The sequence below is a fragment of the Peptacetobacter hominis genome, assembly GCF_006861675.1.
Taxonomy (GTDB): domain Bacteria; phylum Bacillota; class Clostridia; order Peptostreptococcales; family Peptostreptococcaceae; genus Peptacetobacter; species Peptacetobacter hominis.
In genome coordinates this window covers 57,058-78,488 of the sequence record NZ_SGJB01000004.1, presented here as the reverse complement: position 1 = coordinate 78,488, position 21,431 = coordinate 57,058, and the positions used below count along the sequence as shown (strand labels likewise).

Annotated in this window: 22 protein-coding genes; 21 read left to right on the top strand and 1 reads right to left on the bottom strand. The window is 30.3% G+C overall.

Annotation, left to right across the window (positions count from 1 at the left end):
- Positions 1 to 555: 555 nt before the first annotated feature.
- The 20 genes from EXD82_RS03180 (at position 556) to EXD82_RS03095 (ending at position 19,506) form a co-directional block, all read left to right on the top strand.
- Positions 556 to 999 carry a GNAT family N-acetyltransferase gene (locus EXD82_RS03180; RefSeq protein WP_142535470.1) on the top strand — a complete coding sequence of 148 codons (444 nt, stop codon included), beginning with the start codon at positions 556 to 558 and terminating at the stop codon, positions 997 to 999.
- A gap of 51 nt (positions 1,000 to 1,050) precedes the next feature.
- Positions 1,051 to 1,908 (top strand): LysR family transcriptional regulator, encoded by an 858-nt coding sequence (locus EXD82_RS03175; RefSeq protein WP_142535469.1) that lies wholly within the window; start codon positions 1,051 to 1,053, stop codon positions 1,906 to 1,908.
- A gap of 100 nt (positions 1,909 to 2,008) precedes the next feature.
- A complete protein-coding gene (locus EXD82_RS03170) occupies positions 2,009 to 2,713 on the top strand; it encodes a B3/B4 domain-containing protein (protein WP_142535468.1) in 705 nt (234 codons plus the stop codon).
- 232 nt (positions 2,714 to 2,945) lie between these two features.
- Positions 2,946 to 4,133, top strand: a complete 1,188-nt coding sequence (locus tag EXD82_RS03165) for a radical SAM protein (RefSeq protein WP_142535467.1) — start codon at positions 2,946 to 2,948, stop codon at positions 4,131 to 4,133.
- 14 nt (positions 4,134 to 4,147) lie between these two features.
- Positions 4,148 to 4,840: a hypothetical protein gene (locus EXD82_RS03160; protein ID WP_142535466.1), complete on the top strand. Its 693-nt coding sequence runs from the start codon at positions 4,148 to 4,150 to the stop codon at positions 4,838 to 4,840.
- A 5-nt stretch (positions 4,841 to 4,845) separates the two neighbouring features.
- Complete coding sequence (locus EXD82_RS03155) at positions 4,846 to 7,002, top strand: DEAD/DEAH box helicase family protein (protein ID WP_142535465.1); 2,157 nt, start codon at positions 4,846 to 4,848, stop codon at positions 7,000 to 7,002.
- Complete coding sequence (locus EXD82_RS10265; RefSeq protein ID WP_174919139.1) at positions 6,999 to 7,166, top strand: hypothetical protein; 168 nt, start codon at positions 6,999 to 7,001, stop codon at positions 7,164 to 7,166. Before EXD82_RS03155 ends, EXD82_RS10265 begins: the two co-directional genes overlap by 4 nt.
- Before the next feature lie 4 nt (positions 7,167 to 7,170).
- Positions 7,171 to 9,153 (top strand): AAA family ATPase, encoded by a 1,983-nt coding sequence (locus EXD82_RS03150; protein WP_142535464.1) that lies wholly within the window; start codon positions 7,171 to 7,173, stop codon positions 9,151 to 9,153.
- A 3-nt stretch (positions 9,154 to 9,156) separates the two neighbouring features.
- A complete protein-coding gene (locus tag EXD82_RS03145; protein ID WP_142535463.1) occupies positions 9,157 to 9,594 on the top strand; it encodes a hypothetical protein in 438 nt (145 codons plus the stop codon).
- Between the two features lie 90 nt (positions 9,595 to 9,684).
- The gene (locus tag EXD82_RS03140; RefSeq protein WP_142535462.1) at positions 9,685 to 9,909 is read left to right on the top strand and encodes a hypothetical protein; all 225 of its coding nucleotides are present in this window, start codon (positions 9,685 to 9,687) and stop codon (positions 9,907 to 9,909) included.
- 140 nt (positions 9,910 to 10,049) lie between these two features.
- Complete coding sequence (locus EXD82_RS03135) at positions 10,050 to 11,036, top strand: CPBP family intramembrane glutamic endopeptidase (protein ID WP_142535461.1); 987 nt, start codon at positions 10,050 to 10,052, stop codon at positions 11,034 to 11,036.
- 14 nt (positions 11,037 to 11,050) lie between these two features.
- Entirely contained in the window at positions 11,051 to 12,034 is a 984-nt protein-coding gene (locus EXD82_RS03130) for a CPBP family intramembrane glutamic endopeptidase (RefSeq protein WP_142535460.1), read from the top strand.
- A gap of 116 nt (positions 12,035 to 12,150) precedes the next feature.
- Positions 12,151 to 13,275: a pyridoxal-phosphate-dependent aminotransferase family protein gene (locus EXD82_RS03125; RefSeq protein WP_142535459.1), complete on the top strand. Its 1,125-nt coding sequence runs from the start codon at positions 12,151 to 12,153 to the stop codon at positions 13,273 to 13,275.
- Positions 13,276 to 13,521: 246 nt separating this feature from the next.
- A complete protein-coding gene (locus tag EXD82_RS03120; RefSeq protein WP_142535458.1) occupies positions 13,522 to 14,154 on the top strand; it encodes an ABC transporter ATP-binding protein in 633 nt (210 codons plus the stop codon).
- Positions 14,147 to 14,941, top strand: coding sequence for an ABC transporter permease (locus EXD82_RS03115; protein WP_142535457.1), 795 nt, complete (start codon positions 14,147 to 14,149; stop codon positions 14,939 to 14,941). The genes EXD82_RS03120 and EXD82_RS03115 overlap by 8 nt, the downstream gene beginning before the upstream one ends.
- 96 nt (positions 14,942 to 15,037) lie before the next feature.
- On the top strand, positions 15,038 to 15,952 hold the full coding sequence (locus EXD82_RS03110) for a DMT family transporter (RefSeq protein ID WP_142535456.1): 915 nt from the start codon (positions 15,038 to 15,040) through the stop codon (positions 15,950 to 15,952).
- Between the two features lie 165 nt (positions 15,953 to 16,117).
- Complete coding sequence (gene bsh / locus EXD82_RS03105; RefSeq protein ID WP_142535455.1) at positions 16,118 to 17,107, top strand: choloylglycine hydrolase; 990 nt, start codon at positions 16,118 to 16,120, stop codon at positions 17,105 to 17,107.
- Between the two features lie 14 nt (positions 17,108 to 17,121).
- Positions 17,122 to 17,904, top strand: a complete 783-nt coding sequence (locus EXD82_RS03100) for a putative ABC transporter permease (RefSeq protein ID WP_142535454.1) — start codon at positions 17,122 to 17,124, stop codon at positions 17,902 to 17,904.
- Between the two features lie 252 nt (positions 17,905 to 18,156).
- Entirely contained in the window at positions 18,157 to 18,291 is a 135-nt protein-coding gene (locus EXD82_RS10490; RefSeq protein WP_281282224.1) for a hypothetical protein, read from the top strand.
- 33 nt (positions 18,292 to 18,324) lie between these two features.
- Entirely contained in the window at positions 18,325 to 19,506 is a 1,182-nt protein-coding gene (locus tag EXD82_RS03095) for an ETX/MTX2 family pore-forming toxin (RefSeq protein WP_142535453.1), read from the top strand.
- A 113-nt stretch (positions 19,507 to 19,619) separates the two neighbouring features.
- Here the strand turns inward: EXD82_RS03095 and EXD82_RS03090 are convergent, their stop codons facing one another.
- Positions 19,620 to 20,258: a YczE/YyaS/YitT family protein gene (locus tag EXD82_RS03090; protein ID WP_142535452.1), complete on the bottom strand. Its 639-nt coding sequence runs from the start codon at positions 20,256 to 20,258 to the stop codon at positions 19,620 to 19,622.
- Positions 20,259 to 20,591: 333 nt separating this feature from the next.
- Here EXD82_RS03090 and EXD82_RS03085 point away from each other — a divergent pair, with 333 nt between their 5' ends.
- A complete protein-coding gene (locus tag EXD82_RS03085) occupies positions 20,592 to 21,428 on the top strand; it encodes a cell division protein FtsQ (protein WP_142535451.1) in 837 nt (278 codons plus the stop codon).
- Positions 21,429 to 21,431 lie beyond the last annotated feature (3 nt).

Sequence of the window (21,431 nt, the reverse complement as noted above, 5' to 3'; positions counted from 1 at the left end):
TGGCAATAAAAATCGGATAGCATATGCTTTATAGATAATACAAAAGAATATATAGACTACTTGCTAAACCATACTTAAAAATCGTTTAATATTGATTTATGAGGAGTGAGTTTGAATAAAATTTAGTATAACAAAAGATTGAGAACTAGGAATTTATAGAAGCCTAGGTTCAAGTAAATTTAATTGGTAAAGGAAGATCATCTAGGTATAATCGAGTTATTTCAGAACAAGACTCGAAAAAACTCGATTATATAATGTAAATATTGTAACAGGAGTGAACTTTTTGATAGAAGTTCACTTTTTGTATGCTAATAAATCAAAAGTAACATGATGTAATATATATACTAAGTGGAGGTCAGTTTGGACATATCAAAGGTTGAATATTTTATAAAAAGAGTTGAAATCATATAATATTCTATAGAAAAGATGTTTGTTCTGTATTTGTGGATTTACTCAAAGTTTAGTGATATAATTTTTATCAATAAAGTCATGGTATTAAAGAATATAGAATACATATTAAAAAAACATAAAATATTTCAAGCGAGAGGATCTGTAATGATAATATACAAAGTATTAAAAGATAAAAAGCAATATATTGATTTATTGCTTTTGGCAGATGAACAAGAAGATATGATTGACCGTTATCTTGAAAGAGGTACAATGTATGTGCTTGATGATAATGGTATAAAAGCTGAGTGCGTAGTTACAATTGAAAATGATGATATTTTAGAAATAAAGAACATTGCTGTATTACCAGAATGTCAAGGAATTGGTTATGGAAGAGCATTAATTGAATGGATTATTAGAGAATATAAAGGAAGATATTCCATTCTGCAGGTTGGGACAGGTGATAGTCCATCAACTGTACCATTCTATGAAAAGTGTGGATTTGTAAAATCGCATATGATAAAAAATTTCTTCATAGATAACTATGACCATCCAATCATTGAAAATGGGACTCAGATAAAGGACATGGTATATCTACAAAAGAGAATTTAGATATCAATTGGACTTTTTTGAAACTTTATCATAATCAAGGGGGTGTAGACATTGGACTTATCAAAAGTAGAATATTTTCTAAAAGCAGCTGAACTTGAAAACTTTACAAAGGCAGCGGAAGAATGCAACATAGCTCAAACTACAATGAGTAAATACATAAGTACTCTTGAAAAAGAAATCGGATGCACCCTATTTCAGAGAAACAACAAAAAAGTCGTTCTAACTGAGCAGGGGCAGAAATTCTACAACGGAATAACAGAAATAAACAAAAGCTACCAGAAACTCCTACAGGATATAGTTTCATCTGTAGATGGCAGTATTCATTTGGGAATAGCGATTCAGGACTATCTGGAGATACCGGTTCTTCAAAAGTTTGAAAAAACTTTCCCTGATATACCGATATACTTCTCATTTGGTCAGGATACGGAACTTATCGACATACTTGAAAGTGGAAAAGTGGATGCACTTGTTATTCCAGATGCACTCAAAATTCCTGATGGATATGAATACTATACGATTCTTAGAATGAGACAATCCATTGTATGCTCAAAATCTATGGTAAATAGATTTGAAACAGCAGGATCTATAATATCCAATATGCCATTAATTACAAAATCAGACAATCCGGACTATCACGAGAAGTGTCAGGAGAATTTCAGACAAATATTCGGAGTAACAAGTCCACAAATAATAGTCTGCAAAACTCTATCAGAACAACTGTTAAATGTGGGAATGTCAAAAGGATTTGCGATACTTCCATATTCTAGGGGTTCGACATTTGAGGGACTTACTACACTTCCTCTTGGAGATGACTTTCGGGAAAATACTCAGTTGGTGTTTTCAAAGTCTGTTCAATCCGATTCCTTCAAAAAACTACTGAAATTTATATATGAAGAAAAGTGCTTATAACAAGCATTTTAATTCGTTTTTAATATATGTGTAAATGTGTTAATCTTAATGTATTACAGTACAATTTGATTGACACTTTTTTATTTGGAGGGATTAGTATATGAAATTTTTTATTGATAAAGAGGTATTTAGAGTTTTACCGGATTACTGTGTTGGGGTAGTTGTGGTTTCTGAGTTTGACAATGCGAATAAAGTCGACGAAATCGCAAAGATGCTGGATGAGGCAGCAGTTGAATTTTCAGAGAAAGTACAGGGAATAAATCTAAAAGAGGACAGTAGAATAGAGCCATACAGAAATTCTTTTAGACTTTTGAATATAAATCCGAATAAGTTTATGTGTTCTATTGAAGCACTTGCAAAACGAGTTCAGAAAAAGCCTGAACTTCCACATATAAATACACTTGTAGATTTGGGAAATGCCGTTTCTCTGAAGAATTTTGTGCCTATAGGTGTTCATAATGTTGATAAGTTTGAGGGAAACTCTATGGGTGTAAGATTTTTCGAAAAGGGAGATCACTTCCTTCCGATGGGTGGAACTGAGATGGAAGAACCAGATGAGAAAGAGCTTCTTTATGTGAGTGGAAATACAGTGAAGACTCGTCGCTGGACATGGAGACAAAGTGAGGATGGTAAGATAAGCGAGGATACGAGAAATGTTGTTATTGTTATAGATGGTTTCCGTGGAGTTAATGATGATAATGTAAGAGAAGCGATGGATGAACTTCGTGGATTGTTTAAAGAGATGTTTGGAATGAGTACTATTACAGGTATGGTTGATAGTGAGAATAATGTATTTGAGTGGTAAGATAAAGGATGGAAAGGGGCTATCGCACTAACAAAATGTTAATGCGACAGCCCCTTTTTTAACATATAATTTTAATAGTTTTATTAATATATAGAAGTTATAAAGTGAAAAATAAAAGTTATAAAAATGTATGAAATAAGATTTATTTTGTTTTAGTAAAAGATATAGAAAATTTTGTGTTTTTATAATAGAATGGATCTATAAATCATTTTTAATATAGGATGTGTGAAAGGTGTTAGTTAAGAAAACAAGATACGATTTAAGAGGTAAAATTGGACTAATAGATGCGGATTTATTGGATAATGGTACAAGACATCCAAATCTTGTTATAATGAAATTAAGTGGATATTTTAAAGAAAAGGGATGCGAAGTAGAACTCATAGAAAATTATACTATAATAACCAATAATAATTATGAAGGCATAAAAGACTATGATGCAATATATATATCTAAGGTATTCGATTTTACAGAGATTGATGAAAATATTTTGAAGTTTGATAATGTATTTTTTGGAGGAACGGGTTTTTATTTTGATGGAGGAGAAGATTTACCATACGAAATAGAACATCATATGCCAGACTACCATATATATGATTCGTTTATAGAAAATGATACGAAACATAAAAATAAAAATGTGTATTGGAAGGACTATATAGATTATTCTATAGGATTTGCAACTAGAGGATGTTTTAGAAAGTGTGAGTTTTGTGTAAATAAAAAATATGACAAAGTTCACTTCCATTCACATATAAAAGAATGGCTTGATCCAGAAAGAAAAGGAATATATTTATGGGATGATAATATATTTGGATATTCTAAATGGAAAGAAGTGTTTGATGAATTAAAGGAAACAAAAAAGAAATTTCAATTTAGACAAGGAATAGATATAAGACTTCTTACAGATGAGAAAGCAAAAGTATTAAATGAAGCAAAATATAACGGAGATATAATATTTGCTTTTGACCATATAGAAGAGAGAGAATTAATCGAAGAAAAGCTAAAACTTTGGAGAAAATATAGTACCAAAGGAACAAAGTTATATGTTTTATCTGGATTTGATGGACAAGACGAGAAGGAAATAGAAAGTGTTTTTGAGAGGATTTTAATAATTATAAAATATGGTTGTTTACCATATATTATGAGACATAAAGATTATGAAAAAAGTCCTTATAGAGGATTATTTGTTCAGATTGCAAGATGGTGTAATATGCCACAATTTTTAAAGAAAATGACATTTAGAGAATTTTGTGAAGCTAATCAAGCACATCATAAAACTAAAGGCACATTATGTTCATCAATGAAAGCATTAAATGATTTTGAAGAAAAATTCCCTGAAATAGCAGCAAAATATTTTGATGTTAGATATGACGAACAAGAATATGTTAAAGAATTGAAAGAAAGAAGAAAGATAATGAAGTAAGGGTGATTAAAAAATTGTACATAGATGAATTATTAAAAGAGGAAATAGATTACAATAAGGTATTAACATTATTTTTTTTGGATAATTTTAACTATGAATACAGAAAGTATACTGACAATGAAAGAGAACAAAGTACAAATAGATTAATTAATATTTTAGAATATGTAAGCACTGACAATATAATAAAGTTGATTGATTCAAATAAAGATAAGATTAAAGATATAAATCCAGGAAATATACCACAATTTAGCAATTTATCATCTATAAATGATGTTTTAGATTTTGTTAGTGTTGCAGAAAATACAACATATGAATTAATAGGTTATTATATAAACAAAGACTCAAAAAAGGGTGCTCAAATGAAATATGGAGAAAATCACTATAAGATAGCAGCATTAATGGGATTAGTAACTCTTCAAAAACCATTTGAAGTAACTGATTTGGGTAAAAGATACATGATGTTAACAGAAGAGGAAAAATTAGTAGTTAGAAATAAACTCTTTTTACAAATACCAATAGTTCAAATATTATTAACTTCGGCTATATCTGACAGAGTTAATGGAATGGATGTATTAAGGAAGTATTTATCTGAATCGACAAGTATAAGAAGAAGGTCAAACTTAAAAAATATTATAAATTGTATATGCGAGAATATAGAAGATATAGAATTAAATGTTAGAATAATGACTAATATCGAATGGAAGTGATTTGATTGGGAAATGATTTTAAAGATATACCATTAAAGCTATCGTATGATTCTGGTTTTGATGATATACTAAAGGATTTTTATATACCCGTCTTATCAAATGCAAAATCGTATGATAGAATAGCTGGATTTTTTTCATCAACTAGTTTAGCAACAAGTGCTAGAGGATTAGGAGAATTTATAAAAAATGGTGGAAAAATGAGGTTGATAACATGTCCTCAACTTAGTAGAAGTGATGCAGATATGTTAGAATATTTTTCTGATGATATAGATGCAATACTAAGTGATAATTTTATACAAGATTATGAGGAAATAGAAGATAAATTCAAGAGAGACCATGTAAAAGCATTAGGGTGGATGCTAGCTAATAATAAATTAGATATAAAGATAGCAATAATTAAAAAAAATGGTCATGTATATGATCGGGAAGAAATAGAAAAATCTGGAATAATGCATCAAAAGGTTGGAATATTATATGATAATGAAGAAAATATAATATCATTTTCTGGTTCTAATAATGAATCTGCATCTGGATGGATAGGAAATACAGAAGAGTTTAAAGTTTTCTGTAGTTGGAAAGGTGTAGAAGAGTATATATATGAAGATATAAAAAAGTTTGATAGTTTTTGGAATGATGATAGACCGGATATAGAAATAAAAGATATTCCATCGGCGATAAATGAACATTTAATAACTGTAAGTAAGGATTTTGAATTTAATGATATAGATATATATAAATATTATCCAGAGGAAAATGTAAAAGAAGATGAAGAAGAATATATCATTGAAAATAAGAAAAAAGAAAAGTTAAATTTATTTTTCTATCAAGAAGAAGCAGTAGAAAAATGGGAGGAAAATAATAGATGGCTACTATTACAAATGGCTACAGGGTGTGGAAAAACTAGAACGGCTATAAAATGTATGGATAATGCGTTAAAAGATACTAATAAATTACTAGTTATAATTTCATGCCCTCAGGTTACATTGTCATCTCAATGGGAAAAAGATATAGAAAATTTAGATATAGAAGAACATAGAAGTATACGTATAAATGGAGATATAAAGCGATGGGATAAGTTATTGTTATCTGAAATTAGTAAATTATCAGCAGGTAGATATAATAATTTAGTAGTTTATACAACTCATAAGATTTGTCATTCAGATAACTTTATAAATATACTAAAAAATAGCAGCAAAAATATAATAAAATTTTTGATAGCTGATGAAGTTCATGGAATGGGGGCAAAAAAAACAAGGTGTGGGCTATTAAAGTTATATAAATATAGGTTGGGATTAAGTGCAACTCCACAAAGATGGTTTGATGAAAGCGGAAGTAAATTGATTGAATCATTTTTTGGTAATGAAAGTTTTGAATTTAGCCTGGAAGATGCTTTAACAAATATAAATCCAATTACTGGGAAAACATTTTTAGCCGAATATACATATCATCCAAGATTTATTAGTTTAACAGAAGATGAAATAGAGGAGTATAAAAAAATAACAGAAAAGATAGTCAAAAGTTCTAGGTATAAAGATGATGAGACAAATGATTATATAGAAATGTTAAGATATAATAGAGCTAAGATAGAAAAAAAAGCAGAAAATAAATATAAAGAATTAGAGTGTTTGTTGGATGAAATAGGTCAAGATATATCAGACACAATTATATTTGTATCTGATTCTCAAATAGACAGAGTAATGAAAATATTGGGAGATAGAAATATAGATGCAGCAAGATTTACTCAAGAAAGATCAACTTCTATATCAGAAAAGTATAATGGAATGTCTGAAAGAGATTGGATAATAGATTTATTTAAAAGGAAAGAATATAAGGTATTAGTAGCTATTAAATGTTTAGATGAGGGAATAGACATACCATCAGCAACAAGAGCGATTGTTATGGCAAGTAGTACTAATCCAAGAGAATATATACAGAGAATAGGTAGAGTAATTAGACAAGAGAAGAATAAAAATTGTGCAGAAATTTACGATATGATTATAAAACCATCGTTTAATTTATTTTATGATGACAAATTAATAGAAATGGAAAAAAGGATTTTTAGAAAAGAAATGGATAGAGTTCTTGAGTTGTCAAGGAATTCTATAAATAATGTAACGATTAATAATATGATATATGATATTTTAGAGGAGATTAATTTATGATAAAAAATAAATCTATAATAAACAAGATAAAAGAAAAAACAAAAGACGATGCAGATATGAGTATGTTTTTGATAAATATACTAAATCATGAAAATGATAACAGTCAATATAAAAAAGAATATGAAAAATTAATAGATAAATATATTAAAAATAGGAGTAAATAGAAATATGAGATTTGAATCGATAAAAATTTTAAATTATAGACAATACAAAGATATATCCTTTGATTTTACAAAAACAACGAATAATGATTTACATATAATAGTAGCATCAAATGGGGTAGGAAAAACAAATTTATTGAATGCTATAAACTGGTGTCTGTATGGAGATGAACCACATAGGTCTGGAGCATCAGATTCAAAAAAAGATACATTACCAATTTGTAATCTTAAATCTATAGAAGAAGCAAAATCTAATGGACTTAAAACTTGTGATGTTATAGTTGAAATAATAGCTTATAATAATGGGAAAAGATATACAATTAAAAGAAGTTCTAAATTTGATGTAAATGCTAAAATAAGTACAGGGAAAGATATATTTAATGTTAAATTTAAAGATAAAAAAGGTAATACCAACATCGAAGAAGGAGATCATGCTAAATATATAGTGGATAGATATCTTCCAAGAAAAATAAGAGAGTATTTTTATTTTGATGGAGAACAATTATTGAATTATTTTAATGAGGATAATAATAAGATTTCTCATATAAAGGATAGTATATATGAAATATCTCAGGTAAATGTAATAGATAAAACAGAAAAGCACTTAAATGAATTTAAAAGTAGATATTCAAAGGAGATATCAAAGCTATCCCCTCAGTTAAATGAAAAATTAAAAGAAAAGGAAAAAATAGAGAATTCGATAAAATCATTCAAAGAGGAAATACATAAGTTAGAAGAACAAAATAAAGAGGCTAAAGAAGCAATTGAGAAAGCTAATAGAATACTTAATGGAACAGAATCAGTAGTAGAAGATAATAAACATTATGAGGAAAATAAAAGAAAAATAGCTAATAGAGAGCATAGGCTAAATAGTTTAAATGAGGAATTATCTAATCTTGTTAAAAAATATATGACAAAAATATGTTTGTATAAAAGAAAGAATGAAGTTATCGATTATATATCAAAATTAGAAAAATCATCAGGGATACCTAATTATATAAATATAGATATAATTAAAAAAAGTTTGAATGAACATAAATGCCGGATATGTAGAAATGAAATAGATAGTTCTCTCGAGGATAGATTGAAAAAACTAATAGAGCAAAATAAAGAAATAGACGATAATATAAAAAATTTATCTAGGATAAAAAGATATATTGAAAGAAATTTAGATTTAGATATTGATAGATACGAAGAAGAAAAGTTAGAAATATACGAAAAATTAGATGAGTGCAATAATGAAATAAAAGCTTTAAATGATAGCAATGACATTTTACGGAAAAGAATAGCTACGGTTTCTGATCTAGAAGTGATAACAGATGAACTTAATAGAAAAAGAGAAAATGAAAAAAGAATGTCAACAAATGATAGAAAAATTGGAGCAAAAGAGAATGAAATCATAAATTTGGGGAAAAAATTAAAATTAGCTGAAGATTCATATGAAAAGGCACTTAAAGCTAATAAAGAATGTGAAGAATTGAAATCTAAGTTAGAATTTGTAACAGTTGCATCAAAAATAATATCAGAAGTAAAGCATGAAATTATACGCGATGTTAGAGTAAACATGGAAAAATTAACAATGAGCACTTTTGATGACTTAATATGGAAAAAGGACACTTATGGTAACGTAGAATTAGATTCAAACTTCAGATTAAAATTATTTCATAAATATGAGAAAACATCGTGCTTGAATAGTTGCTCTGCAGCAGAAAAAGAACTTCTAGCATTAGCTTTTACAATAGCATTACATAAAGTATCTGGATACGATAATCTATTATTTATTGATACACCAGTAGGAAGAGTTTCTGATGTAAACAGAGAAAATTTTGCTAAAGTATTACTTGGAATAAGTGAAGGAAAACAAATAATATTAGCCTTTACACCAGCAGAATATTCTGATGAGATAGAGACTGTTTTTAATAGAGATGTTATATCTAGTTATGCGTATCTTGAAACAGATGAAACTAAAACTGGAATGGAGGTAATATAGGTTATGTTGGATAGAGTGAGTATTGACCGTAAATATAAAGAATTACCTGGTGAAATTGCTTTGATTGATAAAATTAAAAATAAAAATATAGAAACATTCAAATATAATATAGATATATTTATGTTGGCTTTTGACCTTGGGATAAAAGATGGACATAGAACCCCTTTAAAAAATAAGATGGGATTTGTACGAGATAATTCAATAGGAGATAGTGAATTATATTGTATGAAGGCAGCAATATTACCAGATTTAATCGAGGAAGGGATGGAAAAAGAAATAAACAATACAGATGAAATATATAAAATAATAGAAGAGTATGCGAATACAGGATTCTCTATATTGGATAAAATTATTTCTGAAATTGATGGGTGTGAAGAAGATACATTTATATATAAACTAATTGAGATTATGGATGAGGAGATAAGTAATATTGACTTGTAATTAAAGAAAATTATAAATAAAAGTATTTAGCCAGGAGATTAAGTAATATGGATTCCTGGCTTTTATAATTATCAATTTTGAGGTGGTTTTATGTACTATATCGACGAGATGAAAATAGAACTTAACAAAATAACAGAAGAAAATAGAATATCACTAACTGATGAAGAAATAAATAACATAATAGTATATGCTGAGGAAGAATATCTATGGGATAACTACGATAACTGTTTATCCTATACAACTCCAATTTCCTCATATATAAAATATGCACTAAGTCAGAATGGATACATATCAGCATATGAAAACATACTATAAAAATAGCAGTATATCTAATAAATAACGTTGAGGAAATTATTCTTACTCTGTATAATAAAAAACATAAGTATATATTCTAAACTACAGAGTAGAAAAATATATTTACTTAATACATATATAATTTATAAAGGAGGAGTTTTATGTACGATGAAAAAAGAGAACTGCTGATATATCTGGTATCAGTATTTGCGATAACATTTCTGACAGGAATACCACTTGCTTACTCGTACTACAATGGACTTTCAGTAGACGTATTCCCGCTGGTGCAGATGCTTTATCCAGCAGCATGTGTAATGCTTACATACATGATTGTCAGAAAAGGGGATCCAAAGATTCCCCAAAAACGGTATACATTCTATCTGGGAGTAGTTTCTTTAGCAATAATTGCTATGATTATGGGAACTGTACTAAAGATAAATGTGAATGGTCTTATTGAGAGTGCTCTGGTAATTATCGGGTTTATATTTATTTTCCTGATACTAAAGGTTGAAGATAAGGAAAAGGCGAGAGAGTATGGATTGAGAGGAAGTATGAAAGGATGGATTAAATATTCTCTTATATTTATCTTATTCTATATTGCAAGTTTATTTTTAGAGGAGCTTTTCTCAGGAAATATATCTGAAATGATGCAGGTATTATCTACAGATACTTTCAAAAAAGTTTTTTCAATGATACTTATACCGATAACATTTCTATTTCAGATAATGATATTCTTTGGAGAAGAATACGGATGGAGATATTTTCTTCAGGGTAGACTTCAGAATATGACAGGAAAAAGAGTGGGCGTTATTCTTACAGGAATAATATGGGGACTTTGGCATATGCCTCTTAACTTCTTCTATTATATGGATCCTGAATATGGGCTTATAGGTATGGCAAGTTATCAGATAGGCTGTATTACAGGTGGTATATTCTTGGCATATGTATTTATGAAGACAAAAAATATCTGGGTTGTATCAATTATCCACTGCATAAATAATATGATGACGCCTATAATTTATGGAATGAATTCCACTTCAAGCCGGAATCCATCATGGGGTGGAGTAGTTGCTTCACTTGTTGCCAATGTTTTGGTATTTGGTATAATCCTGTTTGCAAAGGAATTTAGAAAAGAACAAAATATATAGAGGGGAGAGAATTTATGGCTACAGAAAAAAGAGAATTATTAATATATCTCGTATCAGTATTTGTGGTAACATTTCTGATGGGAATACCTCTTATGTATTCATATAGAAATGGACTTTCTGTACAGATGTTTCCGCTGATACAGATGCTTTATCCGGCAGCGGGTGTAATGTTTGCATACTTGATTACCAGAAAAAATAATCCTCAGATTCCGAAAAAACGGTTCATATTTTATATTGCGATTGTATTAATTTCAATAGTCATACTTATTGGAGCGACAATATTTCATACGAATATAGACGGCATACTTGAATTATCTGTAGTGATTGCAGGTATTGTATTTATCCTAATTGTCTTTAAAGAAGACAGGAAAAATACAGATGCTTTTGGACTTACAGGAGGAACAAAAGAATGGTTAAAATACGGGTGTCTGTTTGTTGTACTTTATCTGGCGAATGTATTATTTATGACTGTTGCTTCAGGTGAAATATCAGAGATAACAAAATATATAACAGCAGATGAAGTTTCTGGAAGATTGATGAGTATTATATTTATGCCACTTATGTTTCTTATTCAGCCTGTATTTTTCTTTGGAGAAGAGTATGGATGGAGATATTTTCTTCAGGGAAGACTTCAGAATATAGCAGGAAAAAGAACAGGTGTTATTCTTACAGGAATAATATGGGGACTTTGGCATATGCCACTTGATTTTGCATATTATCTGAAGCCGGAATATGGACTTATCGGTGTTGTATCCCATCAGATAACATGCATCTCCCTTGGAATATTTTTCGGATATGTATATATGAAGACTAAGAGTGTATGGATTGTATCGTTTCTTCATTACATAAACAACATGATGTCTCCGATTATTTATGGAATAGAATCTATTGAACCAAATCAGAGTGCATCATGGAATGGAATGCTTATATATCTTGTTGCAAGTTTTCTATTCTATGGAGTATTTATACTTTCAAAGGAATTCAGAAAAGAAAGCTGATATAATTAGATACATTTCGTATATGTTAAGTTATAAATAATTAAAAGTATACATTTGACAAAGCCAAATTAAAGTTTTAATATGAAAGTAGATATCTTATGATTGGAAGTGAAAAAATGTATAAAGTAATGACACCTGGACCTACACAGGTAAAGGAAAATGTTAGAATGTCTATGGTTTTTGAAAGGGAAAATCCAGATATAGACGAGAGTTTCTGTGAATTTTACCATGAGACATGTTCTATGCTGTCAAAATTTTTTAATACCGAAAATGAATTCTATATATTAGGTGGTGAGGGTATTCTTGGACTTGAAGCTGCCTGTGCATCACTTACTGAAAGTGGTGATAGAGTTCTGGTTATAGACAATGGAATCTATGGTAAAGGTTTTGAGGATTTTGTAAAAATGTATGGTGGTAATCCTGTTCTTTATACAGTAGATTACAAAAATACAGTTGATGTCAAAAGGCTTAAGGAGTATCTTGAAAAAGATCATGATTTCAAATATGCGACAGTTGTGCATTGTGATACGCCAAGTGGTATTTTAAACGATGTGGAAAGTATATCTGATTTACTTTCAGAGTACGGTATTATGACAGTTGTCGACAGTGTATCAGCTTCTTTTGGAAATCCGTTGTCTATGGGTAATATAGACATACTTTGTCTTGGATCTCAAAAAGCTTTGTCTGCACCTCCAGGTCTTACAATGGTTGGAGTGAGTGATAGAGCAAAAGAAGTTATGTACAACAGAAAAACTCCGATAGCATCTTTTTATGCAAATCTTTCTACTTTCAGAACATATTATGAGGATAAATGGTTCCCTTATACTATGCCTGTATATGATATTTACGCACTTAGAACTGCTTTGGATAATGTTTTTGATGATAAGGATATTTTCGAGCGTCACCACAGGATTGCATCAGCAGTGAGAAAAGCTATTGTGGATTCGGGGCTTACTTTATATACAGAAAGTGGATTTTCAGATACAGTGACAGTTTTTGATGTTCCAGAGGGAATTTCTTCAGCGGATATTATGAATATTATGAAGGATAAATACAATATACTTGTAGCAGAATCTTTTGATGTTATGGCTGGGAAGGTTATAAGAATCGGGCATATGGGAGAAAACTGTAATATGAGTGATGTTTTTGATACATTGAATGCACTTGAAAATGCACTTACTGAGCTTGGATGTGATTTGAAGTGCCCATTAGGTGAGACTTTTATGAAGGAAATTTTATAGTATATAAAAATAAGCGTATAGACGGTCAAGAATGCTGTGAAATCAGTATTTCTTGGCCTTTTTATTTGAATATGATTAGAATGATTTTATTTTAAGATTTCCTTTTGAGTTTATGTTTTATTTATGTATTAATTATCCCATATTGAATTTAGTTTTATATTCAAATATAATATATTTTGTCAATTTCGTTCGTTATTGAGAAAAATATATTAAAAGATATTATATAAAATAATAAAGGAGGAAGAAATGTGTATTATTAATTCAAATCCGGGTTTGTGTTTCAATGGAGATATAATATATCCGGAGATAAAAATTCAAAGAAATAGATTCACTTTTATAATAGGAAAAAGTGGATGTGGGAAGAGTACATATCTTAAAATGCTGAATCGCATGGTTTTACCAAATGAAGGAAGTATTAGATACAACGGAAAGGAAATTTCTGAGTATCCGGTACTAGAATACAGAAGAAATGTTCTTCTTGTGCCACAGGAAATTTTTCTGCTGGATGCCACTATAAGGGAAAATTTCGATTTTTATTATACTTCAAGGGGAGATAAGACGATATCAGATGAGAAAATAGAAGAATTTCTTGGAATATGCTGTCTTGATTTCAAAGCAGGTGATGTATGTACGAGAATGTCGGGTGGAGAGAGACAGCGTGTTTTTCTGGCAATTTTTCTTTCTATGGCAGTAGATGTTTTTCTTATGGATGAGCCTACTGCTGCTCTTGATGAGAAGACATCTATTGAACTTATGCAGAATTTCAGAAAATACTGTGGTGAAAATAATATTACGGTTGTATGTATATCACACAGCAATAAGCTGGTTGAAGTTTTTGCAGACGATATTATAAAGTTGGGGGGAGATATAGGTGAGTAATATAGAAGTTTCTATTGCGCGTTTTTTACTGATTTATCTTCTTTTGATTTTGATACTTCTTGTTATGAAAAAGTGCAAGATGAGTCAGACAAAGCTTTTGTTTGTAGCGAGTTTGAAGATGACATTTCAGCTTGTGTTAGCGGGACTTCTTCTTGAATATATTTTCAACATAGATAGCCCGATTTATACTTTTGCATATCTTGTAGTTATGATTGTATTTACCATACACAGAATACTTTCCAAAAATAAATGGCTTAATAGTAAATTCAAGCTTATAACTGTTATTTCGGTACTTGTATCCAATCTTTTTATTATAGTATTTTTTATTTCTGTTGTTGCAGGACAGGATTTAGGAAATCCACAGTATATGATTCCAATTGGAGGTATGGTTCTTGGGAATACTATGACTGCTATGATTCTTGGACTCAATGCATTCAGAGAAACTCTAGATGGTCAGAGATACAAGATAAATGCGCTTATATGTGCGGGTGCATCATCAAAGAATATTTTACTTCCATGCGTTAGACAGGCTCTTGAAACAGCTACACTTCCAACACTTAATTCTATGCTTGGTATGGGTATAGTGCATCTTCCGGGGATGATGACAGGACAGATTCTGGCGGGTGCGGTTCCAATTACTGCGATTATGTATCAGATAGCTATTATGATTGCGATTTGTGCAGCTAATATACTTGCATGCTTTATAGCGCTTTATTTTGGATATCAGACTATAGTTGATCATGATACTCAGATTATTAGATTTGATATGATAGAGATGGATAAATAAAAAACGTATAAATAGATGATATTATTATATATGAAACATGGAACTAATATTGATATAATAATAAGTATAATTCTTTTTATGAAAGAGGGTATTCGCTTGAAAAAATTTATATTTTTATTTCCTGTTATTTCGGGTATACTTTGGGGATCTGCAGGAATATTTGTAAGAACTCTGACTAAAATGAATATGAACAGCTATACAATAGTTGAATCAAGAGTAATACTTGCAGTACTTATACTGGGAGCAGGAATATACTTATATGATAAAAGCCTTTTAAAAATAAAATTAAAAGATGTCTGGGTATTTCTTGGCGGGGGAATACTTGGAATATTTGGACTTAATGTATGCTACAATATAGCGATTGAAGAACTTACTTTATCGCTTTCAGCAGTACTTTTAAGTCTTTCACCTTTATTTGTACTTATACTTGCTGCAATTATATTCAGAGAAAAAATAACATCAAGAAAAATACTATGTATGATTATGGCGATAGTTGGATGTATTCTGGCAAGTGGAGTTCTTGAATCTTCTTCAGGTATGGAATGGTCAGTATATGGAATAGCAGTAGGAACTATGGGAGCAATATTTTATGCTATGTATAGTATTTTCACAAAGCTTGCAATACAGAGAGGATATGGACCGCTTACAATAACTTTTTATTGTCTGCTTACTGTATTTATAGTTCTTATACCGCTTACTGATTGGAATGTAATAGCATCTTCTATATCTTCAAGTCCTATAAATATGAGTATATTTATGGTTGTTCATGCACTTTGCACATCTGTACTTCCATATGTAATGTATACGGTATCGCTTGATTATATAGAAGCTGGGAAAGCATCTATACTTGCATCAGGAGAGCCGATTGCAGCTATGATATTTGGTATAATCTTCTATTCTGAGATACCTACTTTAATATCTCTTACAGGGTTATTTTTAGTAATATGTGCAATTACACTTCTGAGTGCACAGCCTGAAAAGAAATACAAGGAAATTAATGTAAATTCATAGAAAAGTTTATAGATTTTAGTAAAAAGTCACGCTTTGTATAGTGTGATTTTTTATTTATACAAATTTAAAATATAATTATTTAAATATATAAAACAAAATGGTAGTATATGTATATACTGGGTATATATGACTCAATAAATATGAAACATGAACAGGAGAAAAATTATGTGTACATCATTAAAGTACGTAAACGGAGATTGTTATTTCGGGAGAAATCTCGATCTTGAGTATTCATTTGGTGAAAAAGTTGTAATTACACCTAGAGGATACAAATTTGAACTTAGAAAAGAAAAAATGCTAAATACAAAATATGCAATGATAGGTATGGCGACAGTAGCTGGTAAATATCCACTATATGCAGAAGCGGTGAATGAAAAAGGACTTTATATAGCAGGGCTTAATTTTCCGGGAAATGCAGTATACAATGATGAGACTGATGGAAAGTTAAATATAACTCCATTTGAGTTTATACCATGGCTTCTTGGAAACTTTGCAACAGTCGATGAGGCTGAAGAAAGTATAAAAAACATCAATCTTATAAACATAAATTTTGCTGAGAATATGACACTTGCGCCTCTTCACTGGATGATATCAGATAGAGAAAGATGTATTGTAGTGGAACAGAGAAAAGACGGACTTAATATTTTTGAAAATGAGTACAATGTTCTTACAAACAACCCTCCGTTTGAGTACCACAGATGGAATATGAACAATTATATAAACCTGACAAATACTACACCTGAAAACAGGTTTTCGCAAAAGCTGGATTTATCTACTTATAGCCGGGGAATGGGGAGTATAGGCCTTCCAGGCGATGTATCCTCAGCTTCAAGATTTGTAAGAGCAGTATATAATCTTTCAAACTCGGAATCTACAAAATCAGAAAGATCATCTGTATCTCAGGTTTTTCATGTGCTTGATTCGGTAGCGATGATAAGAGGTGCTGCACTGACACCTGAGGGAAAAAGCGATATGACAAGATATTCATGCTGTATAAATGCGGACAAGGGTATATATTACTACAAAACCTATGAAAACTGTCGGATAACAGCGATTGATATGAACAGTGAAAATATCGATGGAGATAGTCTGACTGTATTTGAACTTGAAAGAGATTTACAGATAAAATATTCAAATTCAAAAGAAAGTATATAACTTGAGGTGATGATATGAATATATTATTAAATATTTTGGATGAGCTTATAATACTGTTTTTTGTATTTTCTATATTGGGATGGATTACAGAGGTTACACTTAAATACATACAGTTTCACAGATTTATAAACAGGGGATTTCTGATTGGACCATACTGCCCTATCTATGGAGCAGGTGTTGTTACTGTCACTGTAATAGTAGGTGGACTTGTAGGAAGACATGGTACAATATTTGAAACTTTCTTTGCAGGAATGGTAATATGTGGAGCTCTTGAATATTTTACGAGCTGGTATATGGAAAAATTCTTCCATGCAAGATGGTGGGATTACAGCCAGAAACCTATGAACCTTCATGGTCGTATATGGATGGGAAATCTTATTTTGTTTGGTCTTGCATCTGTAATAATAGTATGGTGGTTTGATCCGGCTTTTTTCAAAGTTATTGAAGGAATAAAATCAGAATACATAAAATATATGGCGGTTATAATAGTAATCATTGTTATTTCTGATAACGTGGTTTCACATTTTATGATGAATATTGTTAAAAAAGAAATCGATAACCGGAAAGGTGACAGTACAGAAGAAATAACTAAAGAAATAAGAGTTCTTCTAAAGGATAAACAGATGCTTATACGCCGTATAAATGATGCATATCCTAATCTTCAGGCAAGACCTAAACGTCTAAAAGATGAAATCAAAAATATAAAGAAAGAGTATAAAAAAGAAATAGATGAATTAAAGCGTATAAAAGCTGAATACGAAAAAGAAATAGACGAATTAAAAAAACAATTTAAATAGATTATATAAGATATCTGCAGGAAATTATTCTCTGCAGATATTTTTTTACACCTAAAAATATTAAAAATAAAAGTTCTTAAGAAGGATAAAAGTTTAATTAATTTAATAAATTATAAAAAATAACAGAATTAATAAGGTTACAAAATAATTACAGAATATTATAAAATATTGAACAAATGAATAATAACTGTTAAAATAAAAAAATCTTAAAGGAAGAGGTGATACTTTTTAGGAATATGGAGTTGTGTTTAGATGTTTAAATTTACTTTTCATATGTATAAGGTAACTGAAAAATGGGAGAAAACGGTTTATTATACATATAAAAATCTGAAAAATCAGAAAAACAATGTATCATGTTCAAAGGATGGAAAACTTTCTATACCATAAAATATCTTATGAATAAGAAGGGATGGAAAAAATATGAAATCGATGAAATCAACAGCTAAAAAAGTGATTATAAGTGCAGCAATAATAGGAATGTTATCTTCAAACGCGGCAATTTTTGCAGATGAAGCCACGCAGGGGGTAGCACTTTATAGAGATGATGATTATCAGGGTGTGCATACATATTTAAAAGAGGGAAATCACAATCTTTCAAAATATGAGTTCGGTGGAGGAAATCTGTCATCTATAAAGGTACCATATGGTTACATAGTAACTCTTAGAACTGAGTCTGGAAAACATCGTCTTGTACTTGGTCAGGGAGAATATCATTCATTATCTGAACAGGGATTTGAAAATTTAGCATTTACTGCTGAAGTAAAACATTATCAGGCGGCAGAGTACGAAGCTGAACTGGCAAGACTTAAAAAGACTAAAGAGTTTGAAGCACAGGCTGAAAAAGAAATAAATGATCGTGTTCAGGGAAATCCGGTATCTCAGTACTGGGATGCAACACTTAACGATGTTAAGGTTGAGAATATTAAAAATTCTGAAAGTACAAATCTTGATATGATATTTGGAGGAAGCACAAGACTTACAAATACAACAAATGAAAAGGTTACTCTTACAAGTCAGGCGTTTGATTTTGCTGAAACAAATACCGTAACTTCGGCTACGACAAATTCAATAGGTACATCGGTTTCTGCATCAGCTTCATTTAATGTACCTGTGGTAGGAAGTCTTAATACAACAGTTTCTACACAGTACAATTTCTCTGATACTGAAACAAAAAGTGATAGTAAGACTGTAACATACAAAGTTCCATCACAAACAATAACTCTTAATCCTGGTCAGACTGTTGAAGTAAGAGCAAGACTTGAAAAGGTAAAAACATCAGGAAAAGTTAAACTTGTAGGAAATCTTACAGCAACTGAAAGAGGTTATGTATCACTGACTAGACTTATGGGAAGCGGACATCATTATAGCTGGAAAGAATATTCAAGAAAGCCTTACGAATTCCACTTTGATGGAAAGAGAGTAGAAGGAGAAGGTACATACACAGCAGATTATGGAGCAAATCTTTACATAGATGTAGTAAATATTGATACAAAAGAAACAAAGACATTTAAAGCTGAAACAACTTCTAACTCAGATCGTTCAGCAAATTCATCTGCATCTGTAATAAATGCGACACCTATGAATATAGATATGACAAAATAAATTAAATATATAATTATATTACATATATAAAGGGATGTAGGTTAATTTACTGATCTCCTGTTATCAGAATATAAAATCTGATCTGGAAATCAGTATAGCCGTACATCCCTATTTTATGCTTTTAAAGCTTTTAGGAAAGTAAATTTCCTATTAAACAAAGATACAAACTGTCCAACTACAACAGCTGATATAACAGTTCCTATACCAAGGCCATTAAGTTTCCCGAAGAAAATAAAAGAAAAAACAGCAGCAGTTATCATAAGTGTAACATCAAAGCAAGTCTTTGTTTTACCAAAATCTGATTTCAGCACATATGATATAACTCTTACCATTCCCTCCCCAGGAACAACAAGTACATTCGGTGCGACTTCTACACATATTCCAAAGGCAAGAATCATACATCCAAATATAAGACACATAAGTCTAAGTAATAATGTATTTGGATTTAAGTCTGATAAAATGAACATCCAGATGTCTATAAAAGAGCTGAATATAAATGTTGCAACAAGCTGCAGAAGCTGTATAGGCTTAAATTTATTTCTCAAAAGGATTATTTCAAGGATTACAAATATAAAGTTTAGTATAAATGTGAATATACCAAAACTCAAATCCGTAAATTTAAGGCTGAATACATAGGGAACTCCGGAAATCGGTGATGTTCCAAGTGCACTTTTTGTTATAAATGTTATACCGAATGCGTTTATTATAAGGCCGATTATAAATATAATGTATCGTTTTACTATACTATTCATAAAAAAACTCCTTTCCTGATTATAAACTTTATATAAATAATTATACTCCTGTATATTTAATGTTGTAATATTATAAAAATATTTTATAGCAAAATATAAATATTTTTATAATATCAACTGATGTCCAAATTAAAAATTGTAAAATATCATTCCTTAATATTAGAAAAACAGTAATGATGTAATTTTACATAATTAATGTAAATAAATTTACATTAATTATAAAAATGTAAATTTAAACTGCATTTTACACAAATTAAATATTTATTTTACAAAAAATAGATATACTTGTTATCAGAAACAAAGAAAACTGATAAAACTGGAGGAATAATAAAAATGGAAAACAAGAAAAACGGCTATAATCAGTCACAGAAATTAATGATTTTCGTATTAACAATGTCACTTTACGGTTTGGCAACTTTATTTACAGAACTTATACCTAAGTTTCAGGTTGGAATTGTGGAATTTTCAGTGGAATATTTTCTTTTTATACCACTTGTACTCGCTATGCTTTTTGATCCTATATCAGCAGCTCTTGGTGCAGCGACAGGAGAACTTGTATTCAGTGAAATAATGCTTGGACAGTTCGGAGGACTAGGTGAACTTGAAAAATTTATAACAGTAACAATAGGTGTTTATATTGCAGGAAGAATGGTGAAAGATCCTAAAAATAAGAAATCTGTTGCAATTGCTGCAATAACAGGTACCGGTGTACAGCTTTTTCTTGGAATGCTTGTAGATATAATGAAAGTGCAGTTTGCAGTTCGGGATTTTGAAGCGGTGGCAGGTCTTCCACAGAGTGTATTTGCAACTGAAGGATTTGCATTTATGAACGATCTTTTATTCTCAGGAATATTATTCTGTATGCTACCGACATTATATCTTGTGCCTAAACTTTATGGAAAAATAGAGCCTCTATTAGGAATGAAACCTCGTACAGAAAAAACAGGAGTGGGAAGTATAAATGCAAAAGTGATAATTGGCTCAGCAGTAGCATTTTTCATAGCAGTATGTTCAGAAATGATGGCAGAAACAGGTCTTTCAATAATAGACTGGGAAGCTTCATGGGCAGAAAGTGGTTCAGCAATAGCGATGGCTATGGTGGTAGCAGCCGCGGTCGCACTGGTTGTTCTAATAGTTATGAAAAAGAATTCACAGCACAAACAGGCATAATAA